The sequence below is a fragment of the Bacillus luti genome (assembly GCF_009739945.1).
GTDB lineage: Bacteria > Bacillota > Bacilli > Bacillales > Bacillaceae_G > Bacillus_A > Bacillus_A luti.
In genome coordinates this window covers 1090428-1103804 of the sequence record NZ_CP040336.1, presented here as the reverse complement: position 1 = coordinate 1103804, position 13377 = coordinate 1090428, and the positions used below count along the sequence as shown (strand labels likewise).

Genomic DNA, 13377 nt, shown 5'->3' with positions numbered 1-13377 from the left:
GTAAGATAAATTTACCATATACAAAAGAAAAGTGTCAATTGTATTTTTCTCTTTTAAAAGTAGAAAATTAATAAAAGAGAAATTCAGTTCTCTCCGCTATATATAATATAACTTGAGATTCCCTAGATTCGTACGTTACAATGATTTTATACATACATAAAGGAAGTGAATCTATGTCCATATTTACCCAATTTGCAAAAAGTGTATACTCGCCTAAAGATATGGCGTTATTCCGTTTTCAAAAAATCGGTAAAACCATTTTGTATATTATGCTACTTTGCTTAATTACTACTATTCCAAGAACTTTTTTGTACGGTAGTTTCATCCAAGATGGTGTAAGCATGGTAAATCAAGTCATCGATAAAGATTTACCTGATTTTAAAATTGAAAATGGTGAACTAAAAGCCGATATTGATCAACCTATTGAAAAAGAAGAAGGAAATGCACTTTTCGTATTTGATCCAAATTCAACAGACTTAGAAAAGTATCAAAATAAAACAGGTTTATTTGTTTTAAAAGATAAGGTAGTCTCTACGGGAAATGGTCAAATACAAACGTATTCTTATAACGATTTGTTAGGTGCATCTCTCGAGAAAAAAGATCTACAAGAATTTATTTCTTTATTCGATAATATTTATCCAATTTTATTATTTGTTATCGGATTCTTAGTGTACCTATTCCAATTATTCATCACTTTTGTAGGCGTAACTTTACTTGCGTTCATTGGTTCTGCTATGAGCGGTCAACGTAAACTATCCTATAAACAAGTTTGGACACTAACTGCATACAGCTACACAATCCCAACCATTTTCTTCATGATTATGGATTTATTCAAGATTGTCGTACCTGGGGCAACGTTCGTTTATATCGCCGTTGTTTTAATCGTTCTATACTTAACGATTAAAGAAGTACCCAAACCGAAAGAAAAATAAAAAATGCCTAAATAGGCATTTTTTTTTTGGACAAGCATATATTCCTAGCAAAGGAGTGAAGAATATGAAAAGATTAGGTATATTCTTATTCGTGCTTGTTCTCGGCTATATATTTTATTACGACATAAAAATCGGCACTTTACCGATGTTAAGTTCATATAAAAAAACAACCGCTGCCCAAACGATAAAAAAAGAAGATACAGATACAAAACAAAATAAAGATACTAAAGCAGAAAAAGAAACTAATGTAGCTTATAAAACAATTGAAGTAAAAACTGGTGAAACAGTCCTCTCGATTACAGAACAAATTAATAAGAAAAAAATTCCTTCTATTGAAAAAGTGATTGATGATTTTAAACAATTAAATAAAAGTACCACTGCTACAAAAATCCAAATTGGAAAGTCTTATAAATTCCCGTTATATCAATAAGCTATCACTTAATCCTTGTCAATTACATAAAGGCGCTGATACAATAGTAAAAGTGAAACCGAGCACTTCGGTTTCTATAGCCCTGTATCACGTATACTATCATTGATATGAGGGACTAAATAAGAAACTTCTTTTATAAGGAGAGCGATCTATTCGTGAATGAAATGACTCATCGTACAAAAACACGTCCAGTTAAAGTCGGTAATTTAACAATTGGCGGTAATAATGAATTAATTATACAAAGTATGACAACAACAAAAACACATGATGTTGAAGCAACAGTTGCTGAAATTAAACGTTTAGAAGAAGCTGGCTGTCAAGTTGTTCGTGTTGCCGTTCCAGATGAACGCGCAGCAAATGCTATTGCTGATATTAAAAAACAAATCAACATTCCACTTGTTGCTGATATTCATTTTGATTATCGCCTTGCTTTAAAAGCAATTGAAGGTGGCATTGATAAAGTACGTATCAATCCAGGTAACATTGGCCGTCGCCATAAAGTAGAAGCTGTTGTAAATGCGGCAAAAGAGCGCGGTATTCCAATCCGTATCGGTGTAAACGCTGGTTCATTAGAACGCCATATTTTAGAGAAGTATGGCTATCCAACTGCTGATGGTATGGTTGAGAGCGCACTACACCATATTAAAATTTTAGAGGACCTAGATTTCCATGATATTATCGTATCAATGAAAGCCTCTGATGTTAACTTAGCAATCGAAGCATACGAGAAAGCTGCTCGCGCTTTTGATTATCCATTACATTTAGGTATTACAGAATCTGGAACATTATTTGCCGGAACTGTAAAGAGTGCCGCTGGTCTTGGTGCAATCTTAAGCAAAGGTATCGGAAATACACTACGTATTTCATTAAGTGCTGATCCAGTTGAAGAAGTAAAGGTTGCGCGTGAACTATTAAAGTCATTCGGTCTTGCATCTAATGCAGCAACACTGATCTCTTGTCCAACTTGTGGTCGTATTGAAATTGATTTAATTAGCATCGCTAATGAAGTAGAAGAATATATTTCTACACTTCAAGTACCAATTAAAGTTGCAGTACTTGGTTGCGCTGTAAACGGTCCTGGTGAAGCTCGTGAAGCTGATATCGGTATTGCTGGTGCACGCGGAGAAGGATTATTATTCCGTAAAGGGCAAGTCGTTCGTAAAGTACCAGAGGAAACAATGGTAGAAGAACTGAAAAAAGAAATCGATGTAATCGCTGCTGAAATGGCTGCTGAACGAGAAAAAGAAAAAGAAACACAAGAACAATAAAAGAAGGTTGCCCACAACATTTGTGAGCAACCTTCTTTTCTATACAAAAAAGCTCGTCAGTTCTATAACCGACGAGCTTTTATTTTGCACATTTTGGACAACGGCCGTATATTTCAAACTTATGACCCGTTACTTCATAACCGTTAAAATCTTTATTCATAAAATCCATTGGGCAGGAAGTAATCTCTTTCGTCCCTCCACAATCTAAACAAATAAAATGATGATGATGTTCCATAATTGAACATGTAAAACGAAAATGCTTTTCACCATTTAATTCCGTTTGCTCTAAAACACCAATTTCAGCAAAAACCGTTAAGTTACGATAAATCGTATCGAAGCTGAGTCCTGGATAATCATCCTTCATATGCTCTAAAACATCTTTTGCAGTTAAATAACGATTATGAGCTGCGAATAATCTCAGCATCTCTTCCCTTTTCCCCGTATGTTTGTATCCTTTTTCCTTCATTAGGCGTAAAGCTTCTGTTAGATTCATACCTATCCCTACTTTATGCAGTTTTTTTCTTCTTCCATAAAATTGCACCGATTAAAATAAGAACTGCTATCATAACAATTGTACCACCTGGTGCTAGATCAAGTTGATACGAAGCAAACATTCCACCAATTACTGCAATTTCACCAAATAAAATGGAAAAGAAAATGGTTTGTTTAAATCCTTTTGCAATACGAATACTTGCTGCAACTGGTAATGTCATTAAAGATGATACGAGAAGAACACCTACAACACGCATTGATACCGCGATAACAAGCGCAACTAAAATAATAAAAATAAAGTGAATCCACTTTGCACTCAAACCAGTTGATACAGCATATTCTTCATCAAATGATAGTAAAAACAACTCTTTATATAATAAAATAATCGTTGCAATAACAACAATTGCTACAATACCGATAATAATTAAATCCGTACTTGTAACAGCACTTACACTACCAAATAAATAACTAAATAAATCTGTGTTAAATCCATTGGCAAGCGAAATGAAAATAACACCGATTCCCATTCCCGCTGAAAGAATAATTGGAATCGCTAATTCTTGATAATGCTTATATACAGTTCGCAACTTCTCAATTAGTAACGCTCCACCTATTGAGAAAATCATCCCCATATATAGAGGATTTAAAAATCCACCTGTAAAAATTGTTTTTTCAAGTAATAAACTTGCCGCAATACCTGATAACGTCACATGGCTTAATGCATCTGCAATAAGCGACATGCGGCGAATGACAACAAACACACCAATAAGTGGCGCGACAAGTCCTATTAAAATCCCTGCATATAAAGAGTTACGTAAAAAGTCATATTGTAAAAAATCTTGTATCATTATATCCTCCCGTGATGCTCATGTTCGTGTTCTAAACGGTGAACATGATGCCCATATAAAATAGACATTTCTGCATCTTCTAACTCTCGGAATTTCTCTACATTACCATGGAAATGTAGATGTTGGTTTAAGCATGCAACATGTGTTACCTTCTCGGTAACTGCTCCCATATCGTGCGTAACAAGAATTAACGTGATGCCCAACCTTTTGTTTAAATCCTCTAATATCTCGTAAAAGCTTTCTACATTTTTCACATCGATCCCAACAGTAGGCTCGTCCAAAATAAGCAATTGTGGATCACTTACAAGTGCGCGAGCAATAAATACACGTTGTTGTTGTCCACCAGAAAGTTCTCCAATATTGCGTCCTTGAAATTCACTCATACCGACATCAGCAATTGCTTTTTCTACTTTTTTCTTATCATCTTTCGTAAAGAAGCGAAAAAGACCTTTTTTCGAAACAAGTCCCATTGACACGACCTCAAAAACTGTTGCTGGGAAACCTGAGTTAAAACTACTTGCCTTTTGTGATACATAACCAACTTTATTCCATTCTTTAAACTTCTTACTATCAATACCAAACAATCGAATGCTTCCTTGTTTCGGCTTTAAAACACCCAATAAACATTTAAGTAAAGTCGATTTCCCTGAACCGTTCGGCCCAACTAAACCTAAAAAAGCTCCCTTCGGAACTTGCAAATTAATATCTTCTAACACGTTGCGATCTTCGTATCGAAACGTTAATCCTTCTATTTCCAATATATTATTCATAGCATCTCACCTATTTTAATTCAGAATGATTCCGATTTATATCTATTTGAATTATAGTACAGCTTATTATAGTTGTAAACCAATCTGCCTAAAATATATCATTTATTTCAAGAAACCTTACTATTATAACAAAAAGCAGAGAAAAATTCTCTGCTTTCGAAAAATATTCCTATAAAGTGAAACCTTAATTAGATAAGGCCATCCTCTATCGATTGGTGAGGGCTTTTACCGGATACATTTTTAGTGAATTGCCGATTTAAACTTACCACCATTTGTCTCTTGTGTACTCATAATCGTAACAAACGCATTCGCATCAATTTCATACACAATTGATTTTAACTTTGTCACTTCCAGACGCGTTACAACTGCATAGATCACTTCTTTTTCTTTATCCGTGTAACCGCCTTTCGCTACAAGCTTTGTAGTTCCACGACCGAGACGATGCAAAATCGCATTTGATACTTCCTCATATTGATCTGATACAATTAAAACGGCTTTCGTTTCATCTAACCCTTGAATGACTGTATCAATCGTTTTGAATGCGATGTAGTACGTCATAACAGAATACATAGCTTGTTCAACACCAAATACAAATGCTGCCCATGCAAAAATGAATAAGTTCACAAACATTACAAATTCGCCAACGGAGAAAGGTAATTTCTTCGTTAATAAAATACCCATAATTTCTGTTCCGTCCATTGATCCACCATGACGAATAACGAGTCCTACACCAAGCCCTAAAATAAGACCACCAAACACTGTCGCTAAAATAGGCTCTGTTGTAAATGGCGGAACAGCATGTAACGTTGATTCAATAAACGCTAAAGCTACAATACCGAACGCCGAAGATAGCATGAATGTTTTTCCGATTTGCTTATAACCTGAATACATAAACGGAATATTGAGAACAACAACCAAAGTTGAGAAACTTAACCACCAAATATTAGGAGTAAGATAATCTAAAATAAGAGAAATACCAATAATTCCACCATCAATAATCTTATTTGGCATTAAAAATAGTTCAATTGCTACCGCCGCACATGCTGCCCCAAAAACAATCATAACTAAACGATAAATAAGATGAATAACACTTTCTTTTCGATGTTGCTTTTGCTCCATAAATCCTCCCCATACTCTTTTTCTATAGTTTTGTCCTTATATTATAACATACGCTTCTTTTTCTCATGAAAAAAGAAACTCTATACGAATATGTACAAGCTACGTACTCATATATTTCGATAGAAGAACGTGTGAAGGAGGATAACTCGATGAACCTCATTAAACAACTTGTAAATAAAAAATTAAATCACATTTCCACAAAAGAGTTATTGAAATATAGTAAAGAATATGAAGTCCCAATTACGGCTGCACAAGCTGATCAAATTGTTGTACTTATAAAAGGAAAGAATATTAACATTTACGATAACAATGAGCGACTAGAGCTCTTAAAACAAATCGCAAAAGTAACCTCTCCTACTACCGCTCAACAAGTAAATACTTTATTTCAACAACTACTAAAATAAGGAGGGGAAAAGTCCCCCTCCTTATTATTATTGCGCTTTAATTTTTTCAAGAATCCCCTCATCAAACGTACCATTTTTCAGCATTTCGATTTCAAATTTATATGGTGGCTTCTTATCTTTTTTATCTTCACCTACATACGGTGTTTCAAGAATTTTCGGCACGTTCATTAACTGCGGATGATGTACAATGTGATGCAACGCTTTATAACCGATATGACCGAAACCGATATTTTCATGACGGTCTTTTCCTGCGCCGCGTACATTTTTACTATCATTAATATGAAGTACTTGTAAACGATCGATACCAACAATCTTATCAAATTCGTTTAATACACCGTCAAAGTCATTTACAATGTCATATCCTGCATCGTGCGTATGACACGTATCAAAACATACTGATAGTTTTTCATTATATTTTACACCATCAATAATTTTTGCAATTTCTTCAAAACTACGGCCGCATTCTGTTCCTTTTCCTGCCATCGTTTCTAACGCAATGTTAACCGTCTGGTCTGGCGTTAATACTTCATTAAGTCCTTTAATAATTTGTTGAATACCAGCATCTGCTCCTGCACCAACGTGCGCACCTGGATGAAGGACGATTTGTTTCGCCACACCTAATGCTGATGTTCTTTCAATTTCCATGCGAAGGAAGTCTACACCTAATTGGAATGTTTCTGGCTTCGTCGTATTCCCAACATTAATAATATATGGCGCATGTACGATAATTTCTTCAATACCGTTTAATTCCATATGTTTTCTTCCTGCTTCTATGTTCAATTCTTCAATTGGTTTTCTTCTTGTATTTTGCGGTGCACCTGTATAAATCATAAACGTCGTTGCACCGTATGAAACAGCCTCTTCACTTGCTGCTAATAACATTTTCTTACCACTCATGGAAACATGAGATCCAATCTTTAACATACAATCACCTCTTCAATATACAATAGATATAATGATAGCATAATTTGTAGAAATATGTAGTGAATTGTTTTTTCCATTCTCCACTGATTATTGCCCCCGCAAATAGCGGGATAAAAAAAGATAAGGGAAGTCCCTTATCTTTTTTTATTGCTATATTTTCTCTTCACTTTGTCACGTTCTGTTGCAAGTTTGCGTTTATAGTTCGGTTTTACTTTTTTCGGCTTTTTAACAACTTTTGTTGCCATAACGTCCATTTCATCATTTGGTTTTTTACGACTCTTACGACGACGACGTTCACCTAAATCTGCCCACTCATCTCCACGTAAATCTACATGTTTGAACTCGATATGACGTTGTTTTTCTAAGCTATCTAACGCTTCTTCGTTTGCTGGATCATAAATTGTCACAGCAATACCTGAATGACCTGCACGTGCTGTTCTTCCAACGCGGTGAACGAAGAAATCTAAATCTGATGGAAGCTCATAGTTAATAACATGGCTAATTCCTTCAATATCAATACCACGTGCTGCTAAATCAGTTGCAACAATATATTGGAATTCAAGGTCACGAATTTGTTTCATCATTTTTTTACGATCACGCGGTGATAAATCTCCGTGAATTCGTCCAACTTTTAAGCCACGTTCCATTAATCCGTCAGCAACCTGATCTGCCATCTTCTTCGTATTCGTAAAAACAACTGCTAAATACGGTTTAAATTGTAGCAACATTTTGTTCACTAAATCGATTTTGTTACGATGTTTAGAAGGTACTAAATAATGTTCAATATTTCCAGCCGCAACTTGTTTTGGATTGATATGAATATGCTCTGGATTCTCCATATATTTCTTCAGAAACGGTTTTAGTTTTTGAGGAATTGTTGCAGAGAAAACTAGCATTTGCAAGTTTTTAGGCATGCGTGCTGCAATTTTATCTACATCATGAATGAATCCCATATCAAGCATTAAGTCTGCTTCATCGACAATAATCGTATTTGCTTTATGAACAAATAACGCTTGTTCTTCTACTAAGTCTTTAATACGTCCTGGTGTTCCAACTACAATATGAGGTTGTTTTTTCAACTTTTCAATTGATCGTTGTTTATCAGTTCCACCAATTAAACAACGCGCTGTAATCAGTTGATCTTCCGCACAGAACTTTGTTAATTTCACGATTTCCTCGTAAATTTGTTGTGCCAACTCACGAGTAGGCGCTGTAATAACAAGTTGTACTTCTTCACGACTTGGATTAATTCTGTTCAGTGTAGGAAGTAAATATGCATGTGTTTTCCCAGAACCTGTTTGGGATTGTCCAATTACACTTACACCTTTTTTCACGACCGGGAAAATTTTCTGTTGAATTCCTGTCGGCTCTGTAAAGCGTAGTTCACGAACTGCATCTATTAAAAATGGTTTAAAATCATACTGTGTAAAAGTTTGTTGTGTCATAAGTTACACCTTCTTTCTAAATTTCTACTGCGCGCACAAATCAGTCAAGTCTACATTATATCGAAATCTACAAGTAAAATCCATCTTTAGTTTAGGTTTTTCCTTTAAAAACTAACCTTCTTCCCTTTCATTGCATATTGTATGTGTATATACCTAACTGAAGAAAGGAGGATTTCTCAAATGTTTCCGAAATCCCCTATAAGGCAAATGTATCCGAATCCAGGACAGCAACCTTACACACCATATCCAATTCCACAACTACCACCGATGGCACAAAAAAAGAAAGGATTTCTTGCTAAACTCTTTAAAAAACACGATCCAACCGAGCCTTTCATGCAAATGGTCCCACCTTATCGACAAATGGAAGGGCCTCCGATGATGCATCAACATCAGCAGCAACCGCCACCCCAATATCAACAACAATACCAGCAGCAATATCAACAGCAATACCAACAACAATATCCGCAGCAATACTCACAGCAATATCAGCCATACATGCAGCAGCATCCTGAGCAAATGATGCCCCCCCAAATGTATGAATCAAATGAAACGCGCGGCGGTGCAGCAACTACAGCAGAATCGAGTAGCGGCATCGGTAGTTTTTTTGCGAACTTAATTTCGAATCCAACTAATATGATAAACAATATTGAAAAAGTATCCCAAGTCGTTCAATCTGTAAGCCCTGTCGTCGAACAGTACGGTCCTATTATGCGTAACCTACCAAGCATTGTTAAAATCCTCACCTCTGGAAAAAGTACGGAAGAAGATCAGGCTGAAAATCAGGCTGAAGACGTAGCAGAAAAGGTTGAGGTAGCAACTTCACCTCCTCCACAAAAAAAAAGAAAAAGAAAAAAAATAGTGATTGAGCCAGTCATAGAAAAAGAAGTACGAGAGGAGCCTGTTCAAAAAATAGCAACAAAACCAAAACTATATGTGTAACAATCCTTTGTTTTCTATCCACTCCTCCTTTATAATGTAAAAGACTATGCACAAAAGTATCCCTTGTTTAGAAGGAGAGGATTACTCATATGAAAATTGTTAAAATTTCCCCTCGTGGTTATTGCTACGGTGTTGTGGACGCGATGGTTATTGCACGTAACGCCGCATTAGATACATCATTACCAAGACCTATTTATATTTTAGGTATGATTGTTCACAACAAACATGTAACAGATGCATTCGAAGAAGATGGCATCATTACATTAGACGGTCCAAGTCGATTAGAAATTTTGGATAAAATCGAATCGGGTACTGTTATTTTCACTGCACACGGTGTTTCTCCAGAAGTTAAACAACGTGCAAAAGAAAAAGGTTTAACAACAATCGATGCCACTTGTCCAGACGTTACAAAAACACATGATCTTATTGAAGCAAAGAAGGCTGAAGGATACCATGTCATTTATATCGGTAAAAAAAACCATCCCGAACCAGAAGGCGCGGTTGGTATTGCACCTGATATCGTTCATCTTATCGAAAGAGCTGATGATTTAAAAACGTTAGAAATTCCAACTGATAAAATTTTAGTTACGAATCAAACAACGATGAGCCAATGGGATGTTCAACATTTAATGGAGGACATTCAGAAGAAATTCCCAACAGCAGAATTCCATAAAGAAATTTGCTTAGCAACTCAAGTTCGCCAAGAAGCTGTCGCTAAACAAGCAGATGTTGCCGACTTAACAATTGTTGTTGGTGATCCGAAAAGTAACAACTCAAACCGTTTAGCACAAGTATCACAAGAAATCGCTGGTACGAAAGCATACCGCGTTGCTGACGTAAGTGAAATCAAATTAGAATGGCTACAAGGTGTAGAAAACGTAGCTGTTACAGCAGGCGCTTCTACTCCAACACCAATTACAAAAGAAGTTATCGCTTTCTTAGATCAATATGACCCAATGAATCCCGCTACATGGGAGAGAGTTCGAAAAGTACCGTTACAAAAAATATTACCTCGCGTGAAAGTGAAAAAAGAACAATAATAAAAACCGTTGCCTATATGAGCAACGGTTTTTACTTTTCTTATACAAATGTAAATGGATCTGTATGTAACTGCGAAGCATGAATGTTTACATTCATTTTCTTTGCATCTACTTTTTCTTGCAATTGCTTCTGCACACCTTGCTTCATTACTTTTTCAACGTTATGTCCTGGGTCAACTATATTTAAACCGAGCATCATCGCATCATGAGCAACATGATAATACATGTCACCTGTTACATATACATCCGCTCCTTTAAATTTAGCTTGATTGATATATTTGTTACCATCACCACCAAGTACAGCTACTTTGCGCACTTTATCATCTAATTTCCCAACAACGCGCGCACCCTTTACATCTAATGATTGCTTTACATGCTCTGCAAACTGTCCAAGTGTCATTTCTTCTTGTAAATATCCTATTTTTCCAAGCCCTAATGTTTCGCCTTTATTATCCAGTGGATACACATCATACGCTACTTCTTCATATGGATGTGCCGTTAATATTGCTTTAATCACTTTTCGCTGTAGTGAAGCTGGAATAATCGTTTCGATTCGCATTTCGTTTACGCGTTCTAACTGCCCAGTTTCCCCGATATAAGGATTTGTCCCCTCTTGAGGTACAAACGTGCCTGTACCCCCGCTATTAAACGTACAGTGGCTGTAATTGCCGATATGACCAGCTCCTGCATCTCCTAATGCTTTTCTTACTTCTTCTGCATGAGTTTCAGGTACAAACACAACGATTTTTTTCATTTCTTCTGCGTATGTCGGTGCCAAAACTTCTGTATTTTGCAATCCTAACGCCTCAGCAAGTAAATCATTTACCCCGCCCTTAGCAACATCCACATTTGTATGTGCTGCATAGATTGCAATATCATTTTTAATACACTTTTCAATAATTTTCCCATACGCCTTATCTGTATGAATCGCTTTTAACGGGTTAAAAATTAAAGGATGATGAGCAATAATGACATTCGCTCCTAATTGAATTGCTTCATCCACAACTTCTTCCGTTACATCTAACGCAATTAATACGTGCTGCACGGGTTTATTAAGTGCTCCAATCTGCAGGCCAATCTTATCTCCTTCCATTGCCAAATGCTTCGGATACATACTTTCAAATAAAGAAATAATTTCATGGCCATTTGGAATTTTACTCATGATAAAACCTCCCTTATCATTTTCATTTTCGCTTCTACTTCCTCACGCTTCGCTTTTGTTTCTTCAGAATCAGCCGCACGTTCTAACTGTTTTAAAATATTTTGGAAGTTTTTTAATTCTCCTTCCCATTTTTCAACGAAAGCTTCACTTTTTTCTTTTATTAAAAATGATCCCATAAACAATTCAGCTTGTTTATTTTCAGAGTAAGGCGCTACAACATTTCCTCGCTCACCTACTAAAATCTCGTAAATTTTCCCATCTTCTTTTACGATTTTTTCATGGATAAGCTCCCAACCATTTTCAATAAACCATTCACGAATGTGATGTGCTGCAATATTCGGCTGTAAAATTAAACGCGTTACACCTTCTAATTTTTCTTTACCACTTTCTAAAATGTCACGAATTAACGCTCCGCCCATTCCGGCAACCGTAATTACATCTACTTCTCCTGGTGTGATTACTGCTAATCCATTCCCTTTACGTACATCTACTTTATCTTGTAAGCCACTTTCAGCTACAGTTGCTTGTGCAGAGCGAAATGGTCCATCTACAACCTCTCCAGCAACTGCTTTTGTAGCAATATTATTTATAATTGTATAACACGGTAAATACGCATGATCCGATCCAATATCAGCAACTGTAGACCCTACCGGTATTTCACGTACAACTTCTTCTAATCGTTTTGAAAGCTTTACTTCATTCATGTATTTCCATTACTCCTTCTCTTGTCAGTCTGTCTCCATGATAATGAATTTATAGTAGTTGTTGCAAGCCTATAACAACAATTCACTTCTTTATCATTCATCGTATTTTAGAAAATATAGAAAAACAAGCCCTTTGCATAAGCAAAAGACTTGTCATACGGAACTTTATTTTTTCTTCGATAACCAATCAGCTACTTTAGCAGCTTGATCAGCCGGAACTATGTTTGGCGGCATATTTCCTTTTCCTTTCGAAATAACTTCTTGAATCTCTTCTTTCGAAAGCTTTCCACCAATTTTTTGTAAATTAGGTCCTACTGCCCCTTGTAACTGATCACCATGACAGCTCGTACAGCTTTGCTTCACAATATCCTCTGGTTTTGATGCTGTTTGTGCTGGCTTCCCGCCATTTTTTGCATCAGCTAACTCTTTAGATTTATTTAGCCCCTGAAATGAAAATACAAACATAACGATAATACCCAATGCTGCAATAAGAGCGAACGGAATCAGCGGATTACGTTTCATATCTCTTCTCCCCCCTCTATACCCCTAAATAGTTAGATGATTCAGTCATTTCCATTGTACTTGAAAACGCTCTATCAGAAAAGAGTAAACTACCACTTGTTAAAAATATTCCATAAATTCAGTTTATTGTTTTTTATTGTCATATCGCTTATTATTTCGATAATTATTAACGTTTCTCATCATATTTTTCACTTTTCTACATATAATTTTGTATAGAATAAACAAAATTAATCGAAAAATCGAAAAATGAGCATTTGCAAATCAAAAGACAATTCTGTAAAATAAATTACAAGAAATTGTAATCGTTGCCGATAGCTAAATTTTAACAAAAATTAACAAAATAAAAAAGTTTACTTCACAAAAGTGAAGTAAACTTAA

At 35.8% G+C, this 13377-nt stretch carries 15 protein-coding genes; 6 read left to right on the top strand and 9 right to left on the bottom strand.

The features are described from left to right. The first annotated feature begins 173 nt into the window (after positions 1 to 173). From yqgB to ispG, 3 genes are all read left to right on the top strand, one after another. Entirely contained in the window at positions 174 to 932 is a 759-nt protein-coding gene (yqgB, locus tag EUC40_RS05685) for a protein YqgB (protein WP_156574021.1), read from the top strand. A gap of 64 nt (positions 933 to 996) precedes the next feature. Further along, positions 997 to 1362, top strand: a complete 366-nt coding sequence (locus tag EUC40_RS05680) for a hypothetical protein (protein ID WP_156574019.1) — start codon at positions 997 to 999, stop codon at positions 1360 to 1362. A 164-nt stretch (positions 1363 to 1526) separates the two neighbouring features. After that, positions 1527 to 2630, top strand: coding sequence for a flavodoxin-dependent (E)-4-hydroxy-3-methylbut-2-enyl-diphosphate synthase (ispG, locus tag EUC40_RS05675; RefSeq protein ID WP_161114734.1), 1104 nt, complete (start codon positions 1527 to 1529; stop codon positions 2628 to 2630). A 79-nt stretch (positions 2631 to 2709) separates the two neighbouring features. On the opposite strand, the gene EUC40_RS05670 is transcribed toward ispG, so the two are convergent. The 4 genes from EUC40_RS05670 to EUC40_RS05655 all read right to left on the bottom strand — a co-directional run bounded on the left by EUC40_RS05670 (position 2710) and on the right by EUC40_RS05655 (position 5859). Continuing rightward, a complete protein-coding gene (locus tag EUC40_RS05670; RefSeq protein WP_001054515.1) occupies positions 2710 to 3123 on the bottom strand; it encodes a Fur family transcriptional regulator in 414 nt (137 codons plus the stop codon). Between the two features lie 13 nt (positions 3124 to 3136). Next, on the bottom strand, positions 3137 to 3970 hold the full coding sequence (locus EUC40_RS05665) for a metal ABC transporter permease (RefSeq protein WP_071712988.1): 834 nt from the start codon (positions 3968 to 3970) through the stop codon (positions 3137 to 3139). After that, positions 3970 to 4740 carry a metal ABC transporter ATP-binding protein gene (locus EUC40_RS05660; RefSeq protein ID WP_071712987.1) on the bottom strand — a complete coding sequence of 257 codons (771 nt, stop codon included), beginning with the start codon at positions 4738 to 4740 and terminating at the stop codon, positions 3970 to 3972. The genes EUC40_RS05665 and EUC40_RS05660 overlap by 1 nt, the downstream gene beginning before the upstream one ends. A 240-nt stretch (positions 4741 to 4980) precedes the next feature. Continuing rightward, a complete protein-coding gene (locus EUC40_RS05655; protein WP_000435965.1) occupies positions 4981 to 5859 on the bottom strand; it encodes a YitT family protein in 879 nt (292 codons plus the stop codon). Between the two features lie 149 nt (positions 5860 to 6008). Between EUC40_RS05655 and EUC40_RS05650 the strand changes: the two genes are divergently transcribed. Beyond that, positions 6009 to 6263, top strand: coding sequence for a DUF2624 domain-containing protein (locus EUC40_RS05650; protein ID WP_001048964.1), 255 nt, complete (start codon positions 6009 to 6011; stop codon positions 6261 to 6263). A 27-nt stretch (positions 6264 to 6290) separates the two neighbouring features. Here EUC40_RS05650 and EUC40_RS05645 read toward each other — a convergent pair whose 3' ends face one another. Together EUC40_RS05645 and EUC40_RS05640 are read right to left on the bottom strand one after the other, a co-directional pair. Then, positions 6291 to 7187 (bottom strand): deoxyribonuclease IV, encoded by an 897-nt coding sequence (locus tag EUC40_RS05645; protein WP_000912452.1) that lies wholly within the window; start codon positions 7185 to 7187, stop codon positions 6291 to 6293. Between the two features lie 134 nt (positions 7188 to 7321). After that, entirely contained in the window at positions 7322 to 8632 is a 1311-nt protein-coding gene (locus tag EUC40_RS05640) for a DEAD/DEAH box helicase (RefSeq protein WP_000194033.1), read from the bottom strand. Positions 8633 to 8812: 180 nt separating this feature from the next. On the opposite strand from EUC40_RS05640, the gene vrrA reads away from it, so the two are divergent. Both vrrA and EUC40_RS05630 read left to right on the top strand, forming a co-directional pair. After that, entirely contained in the window at positions 8813 to 9571 is a 759-nt protein-coding gene (gene vrrA / locus EUC40_RS05635; protein WP_156574017.1) for a VrrA/YqfQ family protein, read from the top strand. Positions 9572 to 9660: 89 nt separating this feature from the next. After that, positions 9661 to 10611 carry a 4-hydroxy-3-methylbut-2-enyl diphosphate reductase gene (locus EUC40_RS05630; RefSeq protein WP_000706674.1) on the top strand — a complete coding sequence of 317 codons (951 nt, stop codon included), beginning with the start codon at positions 9661 to 9663 and terminating at the stop codon, positions 10609 to 10611. Between the two features lie 40 nt (positions 10612 to 10651). Here the strand turns inward: EUC40_RS05630 and EUC40_RS05625 are convergent, their stop codons facing one another. From EUC40_RS05625 to cccA, 3 genes are all read right to left on the bottom strand, one after another. Continuing rightward, positions 10652 to 11773, bottom strand: coding sequence for a Nif3-like dinuclear metal center hexameric protein (locus EUC40_RS05625; protein ID WP_071712985.1), 1122 nt, complete (start codon positions 11771 to 11773; stop codon positions 10652 to 10654). Further along, positions 11770 to 12477, bottom strand: a complete 708-nt coding sequence (locus EUC40_RS05620; RefSeq protein WP_071712984.1) for a tRNA (adenine(22)-N(1))-methyltransferase — start codon at positions 12475 to 12477, stop codon at positions 11770 to 11772. Before EUC40_RS05620 ends, EUC40_RS05625 begins: the two co-directional genes overlap by 4 nt. A gap of 165 nt (positions 12478 to 12642) precedes the next feature. Beyond that, positions 12643 to 12999 carry a cytochrome c550 gene (gene cccA, locus EUC40_RS05615; RefSeq protein ID WP_000828147.1) on the bottom strand — a complete coding sequence of 119 codons (357 nt, stop codon included), beginning with the start codon at positions 12997 to 12999 and terminating at the stop codon, positions 12643 to 12645. Between the last annotated feature and the right edge of the window lie 378 nt (positions 13000 to 13377).

Excerpts from the sequence above, each read along its gene's own strand:
- yqgB (WP_156574021.1), top strand. The coding sequence starts at position 174 with ATGTCCATATTTACCCAATTTGCAAAAAGTGTATACTCGCCTAAAGAT.
- EUC40_RS05680 (WP_156574019.1), top strand. The coding sequence starts at position 997 with ATGAAAAGATTAGGTATATTCTTATTCGTGCTTGTTCTCGGCTATATA.
- ispG (WP_161114734.1), top strand. The coding sequence starts at position 1,527 with ATGACTCATCGTACAAAAACACGTCCAGTTAAAGTCGGTAATTTAACA.
- EUC40_RS05670 (WP_001054515.1), bottom strand. The coding sequence starts at position 3,123 with ATGAATCTAACAGAAGCTTTACGCCTAATGAAGGAAAAAGGATACAAA.
- EUC40_RS05665 (WP_071712988.1), bottom strand. The coding sequence starts at position 3,970 with ATGATACAAGATTTTTTACAATATGACTTTTTACGTAACTCTTTATAT.
- EUC40_RS05660 (WP_071712987.1), bottom strand. The coding sequence starts at position 4,740 with ATGAATAATATATTGGAAATAGAAGGATTAACGTTTCGATACGAAGAT.
- EUC40_RS05655 (WP_000435965.1), bottom strand. The coding sequence starts at position 5,859 with ATGGAGCAAAAGCAACATCGAAAAGAAAGTGTTATTCATCTTATTTAT.
- EUC40_RS05650 (WP_001048964.1), top strand. The coding sequence starts at position 6,009 with ATGAACCTCATTAAACAACTTGTAAATAAAAAATTAAATCACATTTCC.
- EUC40_RS05645 (WP_000912452.1), bottom strand. The coding sequence starts at position 7,187 with ATGTTAAAGATTGGATCTCATGTTTCCATGAGTGGTAAGAAAATGTTA.
- EUC40_RS05640 (WP_000194033.1), bottom strand. The coding sequence starts at position 8,632 with ATGACACAACAAACTTTTACACAGTATGATTTTAAACCATTTTTAATA.
- vrrA (WP_156574017.1), top strand. The coding sequence starts at position 8,813 with ATGTTTCCGAAATCCCCTATAAGGCAAATGTATCCGAATCCAGGACAG.
- EUC40_RS05630 (WP_000706674.1), top strand. The coding sequence starts at position 9,661 with ATGAAAATTGTTAAAATTTCCCCTCGTGGTTATTGCTACGGTGTTGTG.
- EUC40_RS05625 (WP_071712985.1), bottom strand. The coding sequence starts at position 11,773 with ATGAGTAAAATTCCAAATGGCCATGAAATTATTTCTTTATTTGAAAGT.
- EUC40_RS05620 (WP_071712984.1), bottom strand. The coding sequence starts at position 12,477 with ATGAATGAAGTAAAGCTTTCAAAACGATTAGAAGAAGTTGTACGTGAA.
- cccA (WP_000828147.1), bottom strand. The coding sequence starts at position 12,999 with ATGAAACGTAATCCGCTGATTCCGTTCGCTCTTATTGCAGCATTGGGT.